Source organism: Streptomyces sp. NPDC079141 (assembly GCF_040686775.1).
Classification (GTDB): Bacteria; Actinomycetota; Actinomycetes; order Streptomycetales; family Streptomycetaceae; genus Streptomyces.
In genome coordinates, this window is sequence record NZ_JBFBLP010000009.1 from 280296 (window position 1) to 294885 (window position 14590).

The 14590-nt window shown below is 67.5% G+C and carries 16 protein-coding genes and 1 pseudogene; 5 read left to right on the forward strand and 12 right to left on the reverse strand.

Going from position 1 to position 14590, the window contains the following annotated elements; translation table 11 throughout:
- Window positions 1-645 precede the first annotated feature (645 nt).
- Both AB0Q90_RS25310 and AB0Q90_RS25315 read left to right on the forward strand, forming a co-directional pair.
- Window positions 646-1032, forward strand: coding sequence for a hypothetical protein (locus tag AB0Q90_RS25310; RefSeq protein ID WP_363161656.1), 387 nt, complete (start codon window positions 646-648; stop codon window positions 1030-1032).
- 809 nt (window positions 1033-1841) lie between these two features.
- A complete protein-coding gene (locus tag AB0Q90_RS25315; RefSeq protein WP_363161657.1) occupies window positions 1842-3029 on the forward strand; it encodes an ISAs1 family transposase in 1188 nt (395 codons plus the stop codon).
- Window positions 3030-3162: 133 nt separating this feature from the next.
- Here AB0Q90_RS25315 and AB0Q90_RS25320 read toward each other — a convergent pair whose 3' ends face one another.
- Window positions 3163-3630, reverse strand: coding sequence for an ester cyclase (locus AB0Q90_RS25320; RefSeq protein ID WP_363161658.1), 468 nt, complete (start codon window positions 3628-3630; stop codon window positions 3163-3165).
- 87 nt (window positions 3631-3717) lie between these two features.
- Here AB0Q90_RS25320 and AB0Q90_RS25325 point away from each other — a divergent pair, with 87 nt between their 5' ends.
- Window positions 3718-4068, forward strand: coding sequence for a helix-turn-helix domain-containing protein (locus tag AB0Q90_RS25325; protein ID WP_363161659.1), 351 nt, complete (start codon window positions 3718-3720; stop codon window positions 4066-4068).
- Between the two features lie 37 nt (window positions 4069-4105).
- Here AB0Q90_RS25325 and AB0Q90_RS25330 read toward each other — a convergent pair whose 3' ends face one another.
- The 5 genes from AB0Q90_RS25330 to AB0Q90_RS25350 all read right to left on the reverse strand — a co-directional run bounded on the left by AB0Q90_RS25330 (window position 4106) and on the right by AB0Q90_RS25350 (window position 6614).
- Window positions 4106-4483, reverse strand: coding sequence for an SRPBCC family protein (locus AB0Q90_RS25330; RefSeq protein ID WP_363161660.1), 378 nt, complete (start codon window positions 4481-4483; stop codon window positions 4106-4108).
- A 165-nt stretch (window positions 4484-4648) separates the two neighbouring features.
- Window positions 4649-4984, reverse strand: coding sequence for a hypothetical protein (locus AB0Q90_RS25335; protein ID WP_363161661.1), 336 nt, complete (start codon window positions 4982-4984; stop codon window positions 4649-4651).
- A 51-nt stretch (window positions 4985-5035) separates the two neighbouring features.
- Window positions 5036-5533, reverse strand: coding sequence for a transmembrane transport protein (locus AB0Q90_RS25340; RefSeq protein WP_363161662.1), 498 nt, complete (start codon window positions 5531-5533; stop codon window positions 5036-5038).
- The gene (locus AB0Q90_RS25345) at window positions 5530-6075 is read right to left on the reverse strand and encodes a sigma-70 family RNA polymerase sigma factor (RefSeq protein WP_363161663.1); all 546 of its coding nucleotides are present in this window, start codon (window positions 6073-6075) and stop codon (window positions 5530-5532) included. The genes AB0Q90_RS25340 and AB0Q90_RS25345 overlap by 4 nt, the downstream gene beginning before the upstream one ends.
- Before the next feature lie 179 nt (window positions 6076-6254).
- A complete protein-coding gene (locus AB0Q90_RS25350; RefSeq protein ID WP_363161665.1) occupies window positions 6255-6614 on the reverse strand; it encodes a helix-turn-helix domain-containing protein in 360 nt (119 codons plus the stop codon).
- Between the two features lie 556 nt (window positions 6615-7170).
- Between AB0Q90_RS25350 and AB0Q90_RS25355 the strand changes: the two genes are divergently transcribed.
- The gene (locus tag AB0Q90_RS25355; protein WP_363161666.1) at window positions 7171-7818 is read left to right on the forward strand and encodes an NAD(P)-binding domain-containing protein; all 648 of its coding nucleotides are present in this window, start codon (window positions 7171-7173) and stop codon (window positions 7816-7818) included.
- 608 nt (window positions 7819-8426) lie between these two features.
- Here AB0Q90_RS25355 and AB0Q90_RS25360 read toward each other — a convergent pair.
- The 6 genes and pseudogenes from AB0Q90_RS25360 to AB0Q90_RS25385 form a co-directional block, all read right to left on the reverse strand.
- Window positions 8427-8674, reverse strand: a pseudogene (locus tag AB0Q90_RS25360) (transposase family protein); the annotation flags it as partial.
- A gap of 41 nt (window positions 8675-8715) precedes the next feature.
- Window positions 8716-9339 carry a hypothetical protein gene (locus tag AB0Q90_RS25365; protein ID WP_363161667.1) on the reverse strand — a complete coding sequence of 208 codons (624 nt, stop codon included), beginning with the start codon at window positions 9337-9339 and terminating at the stop codon, window positions 8716-8718.
- Window positions 9340-9351: 12 nt separating this feature from the next.
- Complete coding sequence (locus tag AB0Q90_RS25370; RefSeq protein ID WP_363161668.1) at window positions 9352-9651, reverse strand: AMP-binding protein; 300 nt, start codon at window positions 9649-9651, stop codon at window positions 9352-9354.
- 176 nt (window positions 9652-9827) lie between these two features.
- Window positions 9828-10964 (reverse strand): FAD-binding oxidoreductase, encoded by a 1137-nt coding sequence (locus AB0Q90_RS25375; protein ID WP_363161669.1) that lies wholly within the window; start codon window positions 10962-10964, stop codon window positions 9828-9830.
- A 19-nt stretch (window positions 10965-10983) separates the two neighbouring features.
- On the reverse strand, window positions 10984-12471 hold the full coding sequence (locus AB0Q90_RS25380) for an NAD(P)/FAD-dependent oxidoreductase (RefSeq protein WP_363161670.1): 1488 nt from the start codon (window positions 12469-12471) through the stop codon (window positions 10984-10986).
- A complete protein-coding gene (locus AB0Q90_RS25385; protein WP_363161671.1) occupies window positions 12468-12860 on the reverse strand; it encodes a nuclear transport factor 2 family protein in 393 nt (130 codons plus the stop codon). The genes AB0Q90_RS25380 and AB0Q90_RS25385 overlap by 4 nt, the downstream gene beginning before the upstream one ends.
- A 144-nt stretch (window positions 12861-13004) precedes the next feature.
- On the opposite strand from AB0Q90_RS25385, the gene AB0Q90_RS25390 reads away from it, so the two are divergent.
- Window positions 13005-13577 carry a PadR family transcriptional regulator gene (locus AB0Q90_RS25390; RefSeq protein WP_363161672.1) on the forward strand — a complete coding sequence of 191 codons (573 nt, stop codon included), beginning with the start codon at window positions 13005-13007 and terminating at the stop codon, window positions 13575-13577.
- Window positions 13578-14590: the final 1013 nt, after the last annotated feature.

A 14590-nucleotide genomic window follows, 5' to 3' on the forward strand; every position in this document is an offset into this window, starting at 1 on the left:
GGGGGTCATCCCCCAGGGGGTAGGACTCAGCGGAGATCAGTACGGCGGAACGTCATTCGGCTGGGCTTCACGTTCTCGGCTGCCCAACCACCAGGCTGGTTCTTCGCGGTCTCGCTGTCATGGCATGGCTTACACAGCGGCCTCAAGTACTTTGCTGCGTCAGGCATTGCCTCACCTCTAGCCAGCAAATCCTTACGACTCAGCGGCCAATGGTCCGCGACGTTCGCTTGCCGACCGCACAGCACACACCATGGATTCGCGTACAGGTAAACCTTTCGCTTTCGTTGCCATCCGACGTCATAGCCGCGCTTGCCCGCTGATCCTCGCTGTGCATCGCGCTGCCTCCTGTGTTCAGCACAGGGGCCACCGTCAGTGAGTTCGCTACATCCTGGTTGGGAGCATGGCTTCTTGGGCTTACGGGGCATGGGCTAGTCCTAGAGGTCCGTGTGCCGGGGTATGGCGGCAGCAAAGGGAGGCACCCCCACGCGTACACTCCATAAGTGCTGGCCATCGGCGGTATGGCCCTCAGGCCGGCGGTGGGGGGCAGGTTGCGTAAGGGAAGGGCCGCGCGACTGCATGACATGCGATCACGGCAGACTGGCGGGACGATGGCTCTAAACGTCACCAGGTCCGTGGAGGCGGCGAATGCGAGCGAACATGATGCTCTGCAATGCGGCGGAGAGGTTGGATAACGGATTAATGAACATGGAAGGCGCGGGGCGGAGCGTATTTCCTTCACCAACTCCCGAAAGCGCATTAGCTATCAAGCTAGAGATTCCATGGAGTATGGCGAACACGCCACTTCAAATGGAGCTCGACCTAGTCAACGCAGACGGGCGCAAACTTGGCGGAGTGACTGGAGAATACGACGGAGCTAACCCGTTGCCTGAAACCCCGCCGGGTGTCCCGCTTGACTCCACACTCGTCGTACCGCTTCCTTCTTTTTCGTTGGTGCCGGGCCGATACGCTTGGCAACTCAAAATCAGCGATGAACATCCAGAGGGCGGCTACCTCGGTTTCACCGTCCGTTAGGGCCATGCTGGCATCAGAGAAACACGGCCCTTGGTGTGCTCAGGTGTTCCGCTTCCATGCCCGGTAGCAGACGAGACACATTGACTTCCGATATCCCGGGGAATCCGGCCGGGAAACGCCCCGGGCAATGAGCTGAGAACGCGTCAGCGGATAGAAACAGCTCACATCCGCTGCCACACCTAGACCGTCCTCAGTACACAGCTCACAGAACGGGCTATCAGCCATAACGGTCAGCCCACATCTGCCGCAGCACGTCTAGCGGAATGGTTGGGGGAATCAGCGGGTTGCCCTCGGCGTCATAGTGCGTGAGGTCAATCAGGGTGCCCCGCTGACGAACCGTGCCCCGGGTTACCGGCGCTGCACCAGGCTGAGGGAAGACCACATCAGCGGCGGTGTGCGTGTCGGCAAAGCACGGGGCTCCGTTCCCGTCCCGGGGACAAACCAGGTAAGCAGGCTGGCCGTTAAAGTCCGGCCCCGGGTCGAGTAGGTCATGTGCCATTACTCGGCAACGTGATTCGGTGTGGACGCGGCTTGATCCTTTTCGCGTCCAGGCCGGCCGACTGTTTGTCAGCCCGGAGTGCGGGTGGCCTCGTCGACGGCGGCCAACATGTTCTCGAACTGTCCCATCAGCATCCTGTCGATCACAGGACCGGTCAGGCTTCCCATCGGGCCGCCCCTCGGCACGTACCACAGGGCTTCGGCGTAGTCGCGGGTTGAGCGGGTTGTCCGGATGTGGGCCTGGAACGTAGGGCAGACACGAGCTTCCAAGATCATGTGGGTGTCGAGTCCAGTGATCCCTACGGAAGTCCGTGCCTGCCGTCGTATCTTCTCCGATCCCGCCTGTCCTTGACCAACTCTGCTATCAACCTGAGGCCGCCGAGGACGAACTGCCCGGACTGCTGGCCCGGTTGGCCGAGGTTCCCGACCCCCGTAAGCCGCGCGGCTTGCGCCATAGCCTGGTGTACGTGCTGGCACTGGCGGCCTGCGCGGTGCTGACCGGCGCGACCTCTCTGCTGGCGATCAGCGAGTGGGCCGCCGATGCGCCACCGGCGGTCCTGGACCGTCTCGGCGCACGCCGCTGCCCGCTGAGCGGCACCCTGCCGGTGCCTTGCGAGACGACCATCCGCCGCACCCTCGCCCGCCTCGATGCCGATGCACTCGACCGGGCGGTGGGCGCCTGGCTGGCCGACCGCCGCATCCAACCCGGCCCAAGGGCCCGGCGGGCGGTGGCAGTGGACGGCAAGAGCCTGCGCGGTGCCGCCAGGGCCGGCGGCCGCAAAATCCATCTGCTGGCCGCACTCGACCACACCAGCCGCCTGGTCCTCGCCCAGTTGGACGTCGGGGACAAGACGAACGAGATCACCTGCTTCCAACCCCTGCTGGACGCCCTCGCCGACCTTGCCGACACCGTGGTGACCAGCGACGCCATGCACACTCAGCGCGAGCACGCCGAGTACCTCGCCAGCCGCGACGCCCACTACATCGTGATCGTCAAAGGGAATCAGAAGAAGCTCCGCAAGCAGCTCAGGGCCCTTCCCTGGCAGCAGATCCCGCTCCAGAGCCGCACCCGCGAGAACGGTCACGGCCGCGGCGAGATCCGCCGCATCAAGGTGTGCACGGTGAACAACCTGCTCTTCCCCGGCGCCCGCCAGGCCATCCAGCTCAAGCGGCGGCGCGTGAACCGCAAGAACGGCAAGGTCAGCATCAAGACCGTCTACGCGGTCACCAGCCTGAGCGCCGGGCAGGCCACACCCACTCAGCTCGGGAACATGATCCGCTCGCACTGGCAGATCGAGGCCCTGCACCACGTGAGGGACACCACCTTCGCCGAGGACGCCTCACAGCTTCGGACCGGCAGCGCGCCCCGGACCATGGCGACCTGGCGCAACCTCGCCATCGGCGCCTTACGCATCGCCGGCACCCACAACATCGCCGCTGCACTCCGTGCCAACTCCCGCGACCCGAAACGCCCGCTCGCTCTCCTCGGCCTCCCGTGATCACGAACCGGACGTCACACGACTGAGCCGAGGCTCTGCCAGGTCGCGGCGCCCGAAGTGGGCGAGCGCCACGTCGAGCGGCGCTTGCGGATCAGGGCTCAGGGGCAGGCGTTGTCCGAAAAGATCTCGATCTTCAGGACGACTGTGCGCCGCTGCTGATCTGCTGGGTGAGCTTGAGCAGTTCTTCGACGTGGTAGATCTCGGTGATCTTGCCGTCGGCAATGCGCATGATGTCCTGGCCGTTGATGTCGACCGGGTTGCCACTGGCGGGGAACCCGAAGGCGTCTCCGGTGTGGGTCGCGGTCATCCGCCAGTGGAGGACCACCCAGCCGCCGGGAAGCTCTTGCTGGAACAGGATCCGGTGCTGCGTGTCGGTGAACCCGTCGCGGACCGCGGCGATCGACGCTCGCATGCCGTCGATGCCCGAGGCGGCGTCGGCAGCGGGGTTGTGGTCGATCACATCCGGGGCGAACACCTCGTCCGCCCCGGCGACGTTGCCCGTGTCGTAGAGCTCCAGCTCGCGCGCGGCGACCCGCAACGCGGTGCTCGTCGCCGAGCGCACCATCTCGCTTGCGGTGTTGGCCGTAGTGATCGCGGTCATGAGGTCCTCCTAGGTGTCTGGTGCGGCCTGTCCCAGCTACAGTTCCCTAAGGGAACCAGTTCCCTCAAATGAACTAATGGGGAGAGCATGAGTGATCTGGAGCACCCTCTGCCGGAATGTCCGATCGCCCGGTTCCTGACCGTGCTGGACGGGCCCTGGGCGACGCTGATCGTGCGGGAGCTGCTGACCGGCCCGAAACGCTTCACCGAGTTGCGCGCCGCGCTACCGGGGATCAGCCCCAAGACCCTGTCCTCACGGCTGCGGCGATTCGTGCTCACCGGGCTGGTCACCCGCACCGCCTACCCGGAGATCCCACCCCGGGTGGAGTACGAGCTCACCCCGGAAGGCGCACGACTTCAGGTCGTCTTCGATGCCATGGCCGCCTGGGCCGAACAAGACCTTCCTCGCACCGGCTCCTTCCGCGTCACAGACCGGTGACCCGAAACGCCCGCTCGCGCTCTTCGGCCTCCCGTAATCACGAACCGGACATCACACGACTATGCCGAAGCCCTGGCACGTACCAGTAGTCGAATGTGATGGCTGTCCCGTCACCGTCGGGTTCGAGGGTGACCCTGGCCGCAGCATGCTTCATCGGCACGAGGGCCGATGGCTGGTTCTCCGTGGCGAGCATGCGGCCCTCCTCCCATGCGGTAACCGTTTCGACCATCGAGCCGACCGGTTTCAGATCAACCTGGCGGCGAGCACCCACACCTCGGACCTGATCGCCGATGGCCTGAGAGCTCTTGAGCCCGCTCCAGATGCCCGCCAGGTTCGGGAAATCTGCGAGTACTGCCCAGACGGAAACAGGTGACGCGGCTGTTCGCCGCCGAGCTCTGAGGTGACGCTCTGCCATGATGACTGCCTTCAGGTCGGTTCGTGGCAAATGAATCCTATTGCGCTGGTGTATGAGGAATAGTCAGCACTTTATGGATCGGCGTGTCACGCGGCGTGAGCGTCACGTCCTGATTCGTCGGCTCGCTCGCCGAGATTGCCATTCTCGAACGGGGCGCCGACGCGGTCAGAGCGAGCGGTGTGCACCGATGATCGCGCGCCAGCGCGCCTGGGCGGATTCAACGAGCTCGACCGCCGTCGCGAGGGCCACGGCCGGGCTGGCAGTGCCGCGGGTGACCTTGGTGCGGAGCTGACGTGGAGAACGTCGACTGATGGAGTTCGTGGGGCGCAGGCGGATCCAGGCCTCTGCCGGGAAGCCGCACAGCACCGGCAGCCCCTCAGCGTCGTCGGTGATCTCCGCGACGGCGTTGGGGAACATGGCGCCGTAGGCGCGCGCAAACGCCTTGGTCGCCATCGCGGCGTGGACGCGGTGTTCGGCGTTGACGTCACCACTCGCGGCCATCGCGGCGGCCGCCGTTCGCGGCCCGCAGCGCGCTCCGTGACAGCGACGACGCTACGGGCGTTCCTCCCGTAGCGCATCCCGCAGCCGCGTCAGCTCCCGGCGGCGGGCCTGCGCCCGCGCCAGGAGGACTCCCGCAGCGGCGACGAGAGCGGCACCGGCCAGCGCGACCGCCAGCGCCCCGGCCGCCGTGCCGCGTACCGCGGCCAGGGCCGTCCCGGCGGCGCTGGACATCACGGTCACCACCAGCGCGAGCCGGGCGCCGAGCACCCGGTCCCGGGCGAACAGAGGCCGGCGCCGGGACAGAACCCAACCGGCGAAGACGGCCCAGGCCAGGCCGATGGCGATCAACCCCGCAAAAGCGGCCTGGGTACGCGCGGGCAGCGGATCCGGCTCGGTCGCCCACAGCACCGTGATCAGTGCTGCCGCGCACCCTCCCGCCAGGCCGGCGGCCACGTACCGCATCCGGGAGCGCAGCGAGGTCTCCGCCGCCAGCGCGCGCTCCAGTGCCTCGGGCACCTCCCTGTGCACCCCGTGGTTCTGCTCGCTCATGCCTCGTATCCCCTCTTGGTCAGGACGTCTCGCAGCATGCGCCGCGCGCGGTGCAGCCTGCTCTTGACCGTGCCGGGCGGTACGCCCAGTACCTCCGCGCAAGAGGCCAGGGACAGGTCCTGCAGGTGAAACAGGATCAGCACTTCGCGCTCCAGCGGCGGCAGCCAGGAAAGGCCGGCTTCGATCTCCACCGTGGTCAGGACGGCGGCAAGCAGGTCGTCGTCGGCGGCGATGGCGTCGTCCTCCACCGCCGAGGTGTCCAGGGCCGTGTACGCCTGCCGCAGATGGTCGGCCACGGTGCGCCGGGCGATGGTGAACAGCCACGGGGCGAACCGCTCCGGCCGCCGCAGCCGCGGCAGCCCGTGCACCACCGCTACCCACGCCTCCTGAGCGAGGTCATCCGCCAGATGCCCGGATCCCACCATGCCCCGCACATAGCGCCGCAGCGGGGCATGCCAGAGCTGCACCAGCTCGCGGAACGCCTGCCGCTCCCCGAGCTGGCAGCGCACCACCAGCAGCCCAGTGCGTCCGTCTTCGTCCACCGCACCTCCCTGTCCGCGTCACGCGTCACGCGTCACCATGAGAGTCGGTATCCGGGACGGAAAGGTTCACGAGGCCTGGAGCTACCCGGTCAGGCCCTCGTCACTTGCTGAACACGGTCCTCTTCGACTGGAGATCGAGTACGCGGAGCGACCGGCCGAGAGCCGGAGCGCTCCTTTCCTTACGAGGATGTTCCATGTGCGTTGACACGGGCGGCTTGGACGTCGGCGAGATTGTTCTCGGCCCACCGACACACCTCGGTCAGCAGGGGCGACAAGGACTCTCCGAGAGCAGTGAGCGAGTACTCGACGTGGGGCGGTACGACGGGAAACGCGACGCGTCGGACGATCCCGTCGGACTCCAGGGTACGCAGCGTCTGGGTGAGCATCTTCTGGCTGATCCCGCCGATGGCTCGTCGCAGTTCGGCGTGGCGGAGGGTGCGGCCTCGCAGCGCGTAAAGGATCAGCGCGCTCCACTTGTCGGCGATCAGGTCGAGCACCTCCCGTGAGCCGCAGTTCGGGTCGAACACGTCCGGTTCCATCGGGCCCCCCGGGACAGGCACCAAATAGTGCGTACTTCCGTCCAGGACGGTACCCGCCTACGGTCACGTACATCAGTCGCTCAAACGAATCCGGGGACCACATGTCCGGCTTGACCATCCATACGCACACCGGCGGCGAAGCCGGACAGTACGTCAACTCCTACTTGTTGGAGACCGCTCAGGGCGTCGTCGTGGTGGACACGAACCTGCTCAACTCCGTCATCGAGTTGCCAAGACGATCCGGGAAATCGCCGACGCCAAGCGCGCACAGTGGGACCGGTCTACGGTGACCAATGGCCGGCGGTGACTGCCTACCCGACCGTGGAGTTGGCCGATCGTGACCAGGTTGTCCTGGACGGCGTGACGTACACGGCCAGGGAGCTCGGGGCGGCGGAGAGCCACCCTCGACGACGCGGCCAGGGCCGAACTGGAGCCCAAGATCCAGGAATTCCTCCCGGACGCTCCGCTGACCTGGATGATTGGCCTGGGCGCCGACGCTGTGGCCGCTGAACTGGCCGCAGCTGCACAGTGATTTCGTACGAGAGGGAACAAACACATGAAGATCGCGGTATTGGGCACGGGTGAGGTCGGGCGCAGGCTCGCCACCAAGCTCGCCTCCCTGGGTCATGAGGTCACGATGGGCTCCAGGACGGCGGACAACGCCGAAGCCAAGCAGTGGGCCGCGGACAACGGCGGCGCGCACGGCACCTTCGCCGACGCGGCCGGCGCTGCCGACCTGGTGGTGAACGCGACCGGCGGCCTGGTCTCACTGGCCGTTCTGGAAGCCGCAGGTGCCGACAATCTGCGCGGCAAGGTGCTCGTCGACGTGTCCAACGCGCTTGACTTCTCCGACGGGTTCCCACCCAAGGTCGTCACTCCGGACGGCGGCAGCCTCGCCGAGCAACTCCAAAAGGCGTTCCCTGAAACGCGGATCGTCAAGACCCTCAACACGATGAACAACACGGTCATGGTCGAGCCCAGCCGGGTCCCCGGCCACCACAACGTATTTCTCAGCGGCAACGACGAGCACGCCAAGGCTGAGGTGGCAACTCTTCTGCGGTCCTTCGGCTGGGCCTCCGACCAGATCATCGACCTGGGGGATCTGTCCAGCGCCCGCGCGACGGAACTGCTCATGCCGCTGTGGCTGCGGCTGTACGGGGTCCTCGGCCCTGTGGACTTCAACATCTCGGTCGTCACCGCGTAACCCCACGCAGTTCCCGCGTGCACCACAGGGTTTGGGGTCGGCCGAGGACCGATCGCCGCCCAACGCAAGGACGGATCCAAAGCGACTCCCGTCCCCTCGATCGACCGTCAGCGCACCCGTGACGTGAACACGGCCGCGCGCGTTCATGGGATGCGTCGTCTCAATGGGCCCGCGGGGCCCTGTCTCATTCCGCCTTCACGGGCCTCTCCCGTGCCCATCTCGTCGAGTTGATCGAGGAGCCGGCCGCTCTCACGCCTGCTCCATGGCCTGGGTCAGCCAGGCGCCGCCCTGCTCGGTCTCCTCGGCAAGCGTGCCGACTTCCCTCTTGAGTCTCCTGAGTTCGGCGGGTCGTCCTCCCCTTCCATGAAGAGGATCCCCGACTCCGCCACGAGCCCTGGAGCGTTGAGGTCCTCCATCCTCATACGCACACGGCACCGTGGCGCGCCCATCAGGGGAAACACCAGACTTTCGGCCGGAGTGGCATTGACGCACCCGTCTCTCTCACTGAGACCACAGAGGAGCCCGGCACTCGCTCGGAGATCATTTGTGGGACAGCCCTGAGCGGAGGTGCGGGATAACGAGTCCGCTGCCCAGGCAGCCGCCGTCGGCATGGCGACGGTGTTGCCGGCGGCGGCCTTGGCACCGGATTTCTCCCATGCCTTGCGGTCGTCCACGATGAGCACGGCGTCCTTCGCGAATCGAACCGCTTGTGGGGTTGGAACGTCGGCATGGGCCCGAGATGATCGATGATCCGGTCCGCCGCCGACTTCGCTACCCCGAACAGTGGCGCGAGCTGCCGCATGGTCAGGTTCGTTCGCCAGTACGCCGCGACAGGCAAGGCCCGGTCCTCCAGCGGACCAAGATCGTCCCACGGGTGACCAGCAGCCGGCCCGCCTCTCAGCTGCCGCTCAACGGAGACGCCCACGTGGGGTCGTGTCGGGATCTCCTCGTGAGGTGGGCCAGCAGGTGCTCTGCCGCGGTGGAGGCAGTGTCTTGCGGCGCGCCGACCATGGTCAGGGCGGCGACAAGCCTCGCCGATGCTGCTTCTGGCACGTCCGGGTCGGTGAGGAGGGGAAGCAGCAGCAGGAAGCGGGTGGCCGTGTCCTGGACGCCTTCGGCCGCAAGGGAGGGGCTGTCAGCGATCCGGATCAGGTCGCGCCATGTCAGCCCAGTGCCCGAGAAATCTCCTTCCCAGCTGGCGATCTGCTCGACGTGGCTTCTGCCAGGATGGGTGAGGAGGTAGTCGGTGCCGTAGTCGCCATCCAGGTTGCGGTAGATCACTACGGCTCCGGGGCCGCTTTCTGCCGGCACCCTGAATACTGGCCAGCGTTCAGGATCGAAGAGCACCTCGGACAGGGCATCGGCATCGGCGCCGTCCTCACCGAACCACTCCGGAACCGGACGCTCGGCACACCCCCCGTCGCTGCACATCGCCAAGAGGTAGTTCGACCAGAAGCCCGGGTGGACCGCCAGTGACTCGCCCGGCACCAGCGGGCCGACGTCGTATCCCTTGATCAGCATCCGTCGATCCTGTCACCAGCCACTGACACGATCCGATCCGGGATCGGCGAGAGGGCGCCGCCCAGTTACGTAGACGGGCACGCTCACCGCGCCGGCGCGGGCGCTGGCCAGGTCGCACAGGGTCCATTCGTTGTGGGTCTCGGCGAACTGGCCGACGCGGTCGCCCGGCTGGACCCCCACGCGCAACTGTCCGGCGGCGATCTCGCCGACCGCTTCGGCGAGCTGACGGTAGGTGACGGCGTGCCGGATTCCGTCTCGCTGGAGGCGGAGGGCCGTGCGCGGGCCGAAAGCGTGCGCGGCGAGGGTGGACAAACTGGCCGATGGTTGGTGCGTGCGTCGATCCTTTTCACGGTGTGCGGCTTTCTGAGCAGACCGGCCGGGGGCACCGCGTCCCGCGACGCGACGGCCTTCCGGATTGATGCGCTGTGGCACGCGATGACCCCGCGCACAGCCCGGAGTCGGCGCCCGGCCGTGTACCGGAGTGGGGTTCAGACGTCGAGTTCGATGTCGGTGATCGGGTAGGCGACGCAGGAGTGGGTGTAGCCGAACTGCTCGTCGGACAGCCGCAGTCGGGCTTCCTCGGCGGTGTGGACGGTGCCCTTGATGACCCGGACGCGGCACAGGCTGCACTCGCCGGAGCGGCAGGCGGCCTCGGGGCGGATGCCTTCGTCCTCCAGGGCGTCGAGGAGCGGCCGGTCGCGGCGGGTGCGGAAGCTCCGGCCCCGTGCGGTGACGGTGACCTCGGCGTCCGGCGCCGTGTCCGTGGGCCAGTGCTGCTGGGCGGTTGGGTCGGCGGGGGCGCCGTTGGCCTCGAAGCGGATCCGGCGGGGCGGGTGGCCGAGTTCCGCGAGCTGGGTGAGGGCGTACGGGTAGAGGGCCTGGGGCCCGCACACGTACACCATCCGCCCGTCGAGCGGCCCGGCCAGAGTCTTGATCAGACCGGCGGTAAGGAAGCCGGTCGGCCCCGCCCACTGCGGTCCGGGCTCGGCGACGACGTGGTCGACGCGGATGTTCGGACGGTCCGCGGCGAGTGCGTCGAGTTCCTCGCGGAAGAGGATGTCGTCGGCGAAGCGTGAGCCACAGATGAGGTGGAAGCGGCGGTCGAGTCCGCGGTCGACGACGTCGCGGATCATGCTCATCGCCGGCGCGACGCCCGAGCCGCCGGCGAGGAAGACGACATCGTCGCCGTGGAAGAGCGGGTTGTGGTGGAAGGTGCCCATCGGGCCGGTGGTGGTGACGGTGTCGCCGACAGCCACGGTGTCGATCAGGTGGTTGCTGATCCGTCCGCCGGGGACCCGCCGGACGGTCAGGTCCCAGTGTCCGGGGCGGGCGGGGCTGGAGGAGATGGCGTACGGGCGGCTGGTGCCGTCCGTGTACACGGCCACGTACTGACCGGCCAGGAACGGCGGCAGATCGGCGCCGTCGGGACGCCGCAGCCGGAGCGTCACGGTGCTCGGGGTCTCGGTGACCACGGCGGCGACCGTGAGGGACAGCCGCCCGGGGTGGTAGGCGTCCAGGATGCGGCGGGTGGCGGCGGCGTGGTCGGCGGTGTCCGCGGGACGCCGGTCGATCTCCGCCTGGACGTCGTCGTGCCCGTTGAAGAGCGGCGCGAGAGGGTGCTTCACAGGGTGTCTCCTGGAGGGTTCAGGCGGCGATCCGGGCGCGCAGGAGGCGGCGGGCGACGCGGTGGCCGGCCTCAAGGGTGGGCTGGAATCCGCCGAACCCCGCCCAGGAACCGGCCAGATGGAGCCCGGGCACGCCCGGGTCGCGCACGCTGTCGCGGAAGAGCCAGTTCTCGGTGCGGTCCTGGTCGTAGCCGTAGATCGCGCCGCCCGGATGGCCCAGGTAGCGGGCCATCGTCAGTGGAGTGGCGACGTCGACCTCCTCGATCGCGTCACGAATCCGAGGGGCGACGGCCTCGACCCGGTCGAGGAGGCTCTCGGCGTAGGCGAACTTGGCCTTCGCGTACTCGGCCGGCGGGATCTTCTCCCACACGTCGCCGTACTGCAGGGTCATGAGGCTCACGTGGGTGGCCCCGGAGGGGGCGAAGCCGATCGGGGCGAGGTCGTAGGAGGAGACGCAGATGCCGCGGGTGGGCTCCAGGTTGCGCCAGGAGGCGTATGTGCGCTCGTCGTCGAGGTCGGCGTTGACGAAGGTCGTGCTGGTGGTGAAGCCGAGTTCGGCCGGGGCGGCGTCGAGTCCCATGTGCAGGACGAAGCCGGAGACGCCGATGCGGCGGGTGGCGAGGTCGGTGCGGATGCGGTGGGGGACGACGGAGTCGTCGAGCATCCCGTACGTGACGGGCAGCGAGGCGTTCGAGACGACGTCCCGGGCCGAGACCTCTTCGCCGTCGTCGAGGCGCACTCCGACGGCCCGGCCGCGCTCGGTGAGGATCCCGGTGACCGCCGTGTTGAACCGGACCTCGCCGCCCGCGGCGAGGAAGGAGTCGAGGATCGCAGTGGACATCGCCTGTGAACCGCCCCTGACATGCCAGGGCTTGAACTCCAGATACGCGAAGAGCGTCAGCGCGAGGTCCTGGAAGGCGAGCCGGGACGGCGGCTGGCCGAGGTAGGTCCAGTACGTGGCGAGCACCGACTTGATGCCCGGATCGTCGAAGTGCTCGTCGAGGACGTCGGCGAGCGGGCGCAGGCCCTGCCGGAAGAGGACCGGGTCGATCTCGTCGCCCGGCATTCCGCGCATGGCGGCGATCTGCCAGAACGCGACGTCCCGCAGGAGCTGGAAGAACCGCTCGATACGGTCCCGGTTGCCGGGGAACGCCTCCTCCAGCGCGTCGGCGGCCCCGGCCCAGTCGGCCGGCACGGTCACGTCGTGCCGCCCGGGGACGACGGCCCGGTACAGGTCCTCCTCCTGTACGAAGTCGATCCGGTCGGAGACGCCCAGCTTGTCGAACAGGCCCCGCAGGGTGAACCCCTGGCCTTCGAGGCCGACCCCGGACAGCTGGTGCAGGGCGACCTCGAACTCGTACCGGCCGCGTCGGAAGGAGGTGGCGCAGCCGCCGGGGACGTTGTGCCGCTCGACCAGCAGGGTGCGCAGCCCGGCGAGCTGGAGGGTGGTGGCGGCCGTCAGACCGGCGTTGCCGGCCCCGATGACCACGGCGTCGACGTCGGTCATGCCTCGGCCGCCTCCCGCGCGATCCGGTCGAACTGGGCGCCCATCGCGGCGGCGAGCGCTTGGGCTGCGGAGAGCGGCCGGACCATGACGGTGAAGTCGTCGATCTTCCCCTCCTCGTCGAAGTGGAGGAAGTCGCAGCCCTGGATCTGCCGCCCGTCGACGGTGGCGGTGAAGACGAAGGCGTGGTCGCGGCCGTCGGGGTTCGCGATCTCGCGGACGTAGGTGAAGTCCTCGAAGACCCGCATCACCCCGCGCAGGATGGCGGCGGTGATGGCCTTGCCCGGGTACGGCTTGAAGGCGACGGGGCTGGTGAAGACGACGTTCTCGGCGAGGAGCGCCTCGATCGCGGCCTCGTCACGGTCCTCGACAGCCTTGCGGAACGGATGCACGACATCACCTCTAGTCAATTAGTTGATTAGGTGTGTCGGAGATTAGGGTCGAGTGGCGCGGGTTGTCCATCCCTCGGGCGCAGATGATGGCGACGCCGAGATAGTCATATCCATGACTAGTCAACGATGCGATAATCTCACCTCATGGCACTGCGCAACGCGGTGATGGCCGCGCTCCTCGAAGGCGAGGCGTCCGGCTACGACCTGGCCAAGGCCTTCGACGCCTCCGTCGCGAACTTCTGGATGGCCGCCCCTCAGCAGCTCTACCGGGAGCTCGACCGCATGGAGCGCGAGGGGCTCATCACCGCACGCGTCGTCGAGCAGGAGCGCAGGCCGAACAAGCGGCTCTTCTCGCTCACCGAAGCCGGCATGTCAGCCGTGCGCGCCTACGTCGCCGAACCGCCGGGCAAGCCGACGATCATCCGCGACGAGCTCCTGGTCAAGGTGCAGTGCGCGGACGTCGGCGACATCGAGGCCGTACGAGCGGCGATCACCGAACGCATGGAATGGGCCGCCGCCAAGCTCGCCCGGTACGAACGACTCAAGGAGCGCCTCCTGAAGGGGCGCACGGAGGACGAGTACTGCGCACAGGCCGAACGGATCGGTCCGTACCTGACACTGCTGCGCGGCATGGCGTTCGAGCGGGAGAACATGCAGTGGGGTGAGGCTGCGCTTCGCGTACTCGAACGTCGTACTACGGCAACCCGTGATCACTAAGGGGTGTCCCGTGATCCCTGGTCAGGAGTCGCGGGGCACCCCTTTGTCCTGGCTCCTCGTTAGGCGGGAGGCAGAGGATCGGCTCGCTGGGGAGGCTTCGCTCACTCCACGCCGGTCTCATGACTGCGCTGGCCCCAGGCTCCTACGATCACTCAAGCCGCGGCAGGAGAGCCTGCGAGATGGGGGCGTGGTTGTGGGTGCACTCAAACGGGCGTTTTGGGCGGTCGATCGACACTTGGGGGGCGATCGGCCATCCCTGCGGCCGCGCGGGCGGTTTCTGTGCCATCCGGTGCTCTGCGGACTCGCTGGCGCTTCCTTTTCCGGCGGCCTCTGCGCTTTGGCGATCGGGAGGGTGGACCTGCAGGTCGCCCTTTTCACCTTGGTAATGGGTATGTTTTGGGGCCTTCTCGTCATAGGTGAACGGAAGCGTTTGGACCACTACGGTTACCCGTGGAGGAAGGCGCGCGACGACTGAAGCGTTACGTCGTAGCCCCTGGGTAGAAGTGAGACGATCTTGGCGTAGCTGGTGTGGTCATGGCGTCGGAGCCTTCCTGGATAGCCCCGTTCACCGGGCTGAGCCCGCGGCAGCTCACGGCCTGCTGTTTCTCGCGCCCCGTGGTCATCGCCGGCCGCAAGGCCACCCGCAGCCACCGGCTCGTGCCTGAGCCATGACCTGCAACTTCACGATGAAACGAGCTCATTTGGGCCAGGGTCCGCCACCTGAGGCCTGGGGATGGGCCGCTGCCCCGTTGGAGTGGTGCTTTTGTAGGATCACGCCATGACTTCAGATGCCCCACTGACCCGAGAGTCGTTCCGGCGGCTCCACCCGATCAACGTGCCGCGCCCGGTGTCACAGTTGCCGGATCGAGTGTGGACTGGCGAGGAGTGGGACCGGATTCGGCACGGACGTCGAGCCCATGTTGGACGACTCTCTGTGTGAGCACGTAGCTGGGAGTTGGCGACGTTCGCGGTGGACATGAATGCTGATCTTGGTGGGCAGTCTGATCTCGCTT

What these genes read in the sequence shown, in the direction of transcription:
- AB0Q90_RS25335 (WP_363161661.1), bottom strand. Translation starts at nt 4,984, where the DNA reads ATGGCCGCGAGTGGTGACGTCAACGCCGAACACCGCGTCCACGCCGCG.
- AB0Q90_RS25330 (WP_363161660.1), bottom strand. Translation starts at nt 4,483, where the DNA reads ATGGCAGAGCGTCACCTCAGAGCTCGGCGGCGAACAGCCGCGTCACCT.
- AB0Q90_RS25325 (WP_363161659.1), top strand. Translation starts at nt 3,718, where the DNA reads ATGAGTGATCTGGAGCACCCTCTGCCGGAATGTCCGATCGCCCGGTTC.
- AB0Q90_RS25320 (WP_363161658.1), bottom strand. Translation starts at nt 3,630, where the DNA reads ATGACCGCGATCACTACGGCCAACACCGCAAGCGAGATGGTGCGCTCG.
- AB0Q90_RS25355 (WP_363161666.1), top strand. Translation starts at nt 7,171, where the DNA reads ATGAAGATCGCGGTATTGGGCACGGGTGAGGTCGGGCGCAGGCTCGCC.
- AB0Q90_RS25365 (WP_363161667.1), bottom strand. Translation starts at nt 9,339, where the DNA reads ATGCTGATCAAGGGATACGACGTCGGCCCGCTGGTGCCGGGCGAGTCA.
- AB0Q90_RS25390 (WP_363161672.1), top strand. Translation starts at nt 13,005, where the DNA reads ATGGCACTGCGCAACGCGGTGATGGCCGCGCTCCTCGAAGGCGAGGCG.
- AB0Q90_RS25350 (WP_363161665.1), bottom strand. Translation starts at nt 6,614, where the DNA reads ATGGAACCGGACGTGTTCGACCCGAACTGCGGCTCACGGGAGGTGCTC.
- AB0Q90_RS25380 (WP_363161670.1), bottom strand. Translation starts at nt 12,471, where the DNA reads ATGACCGACGTCGACGCCGTGGTCATCGGGGCCGGCAACGCCGGTCTG.
- AB0Q90_RS25340 (WP_363161662.1), bottom strand. Translation starts at nt 5,533, where the DNA reads ATGAGCGAGCAGAACCACGGGGTGCACAGGGAGGTGCCCGAGGCACTG.
- AB0Q90_RS25310 (WP_363161656.1), top strand. Translation starts at nt 646, where the DNA reads ATGCGAGCGAACATGATGCTCTGCAATGCGGCGGAGAGGTTGGATAAC.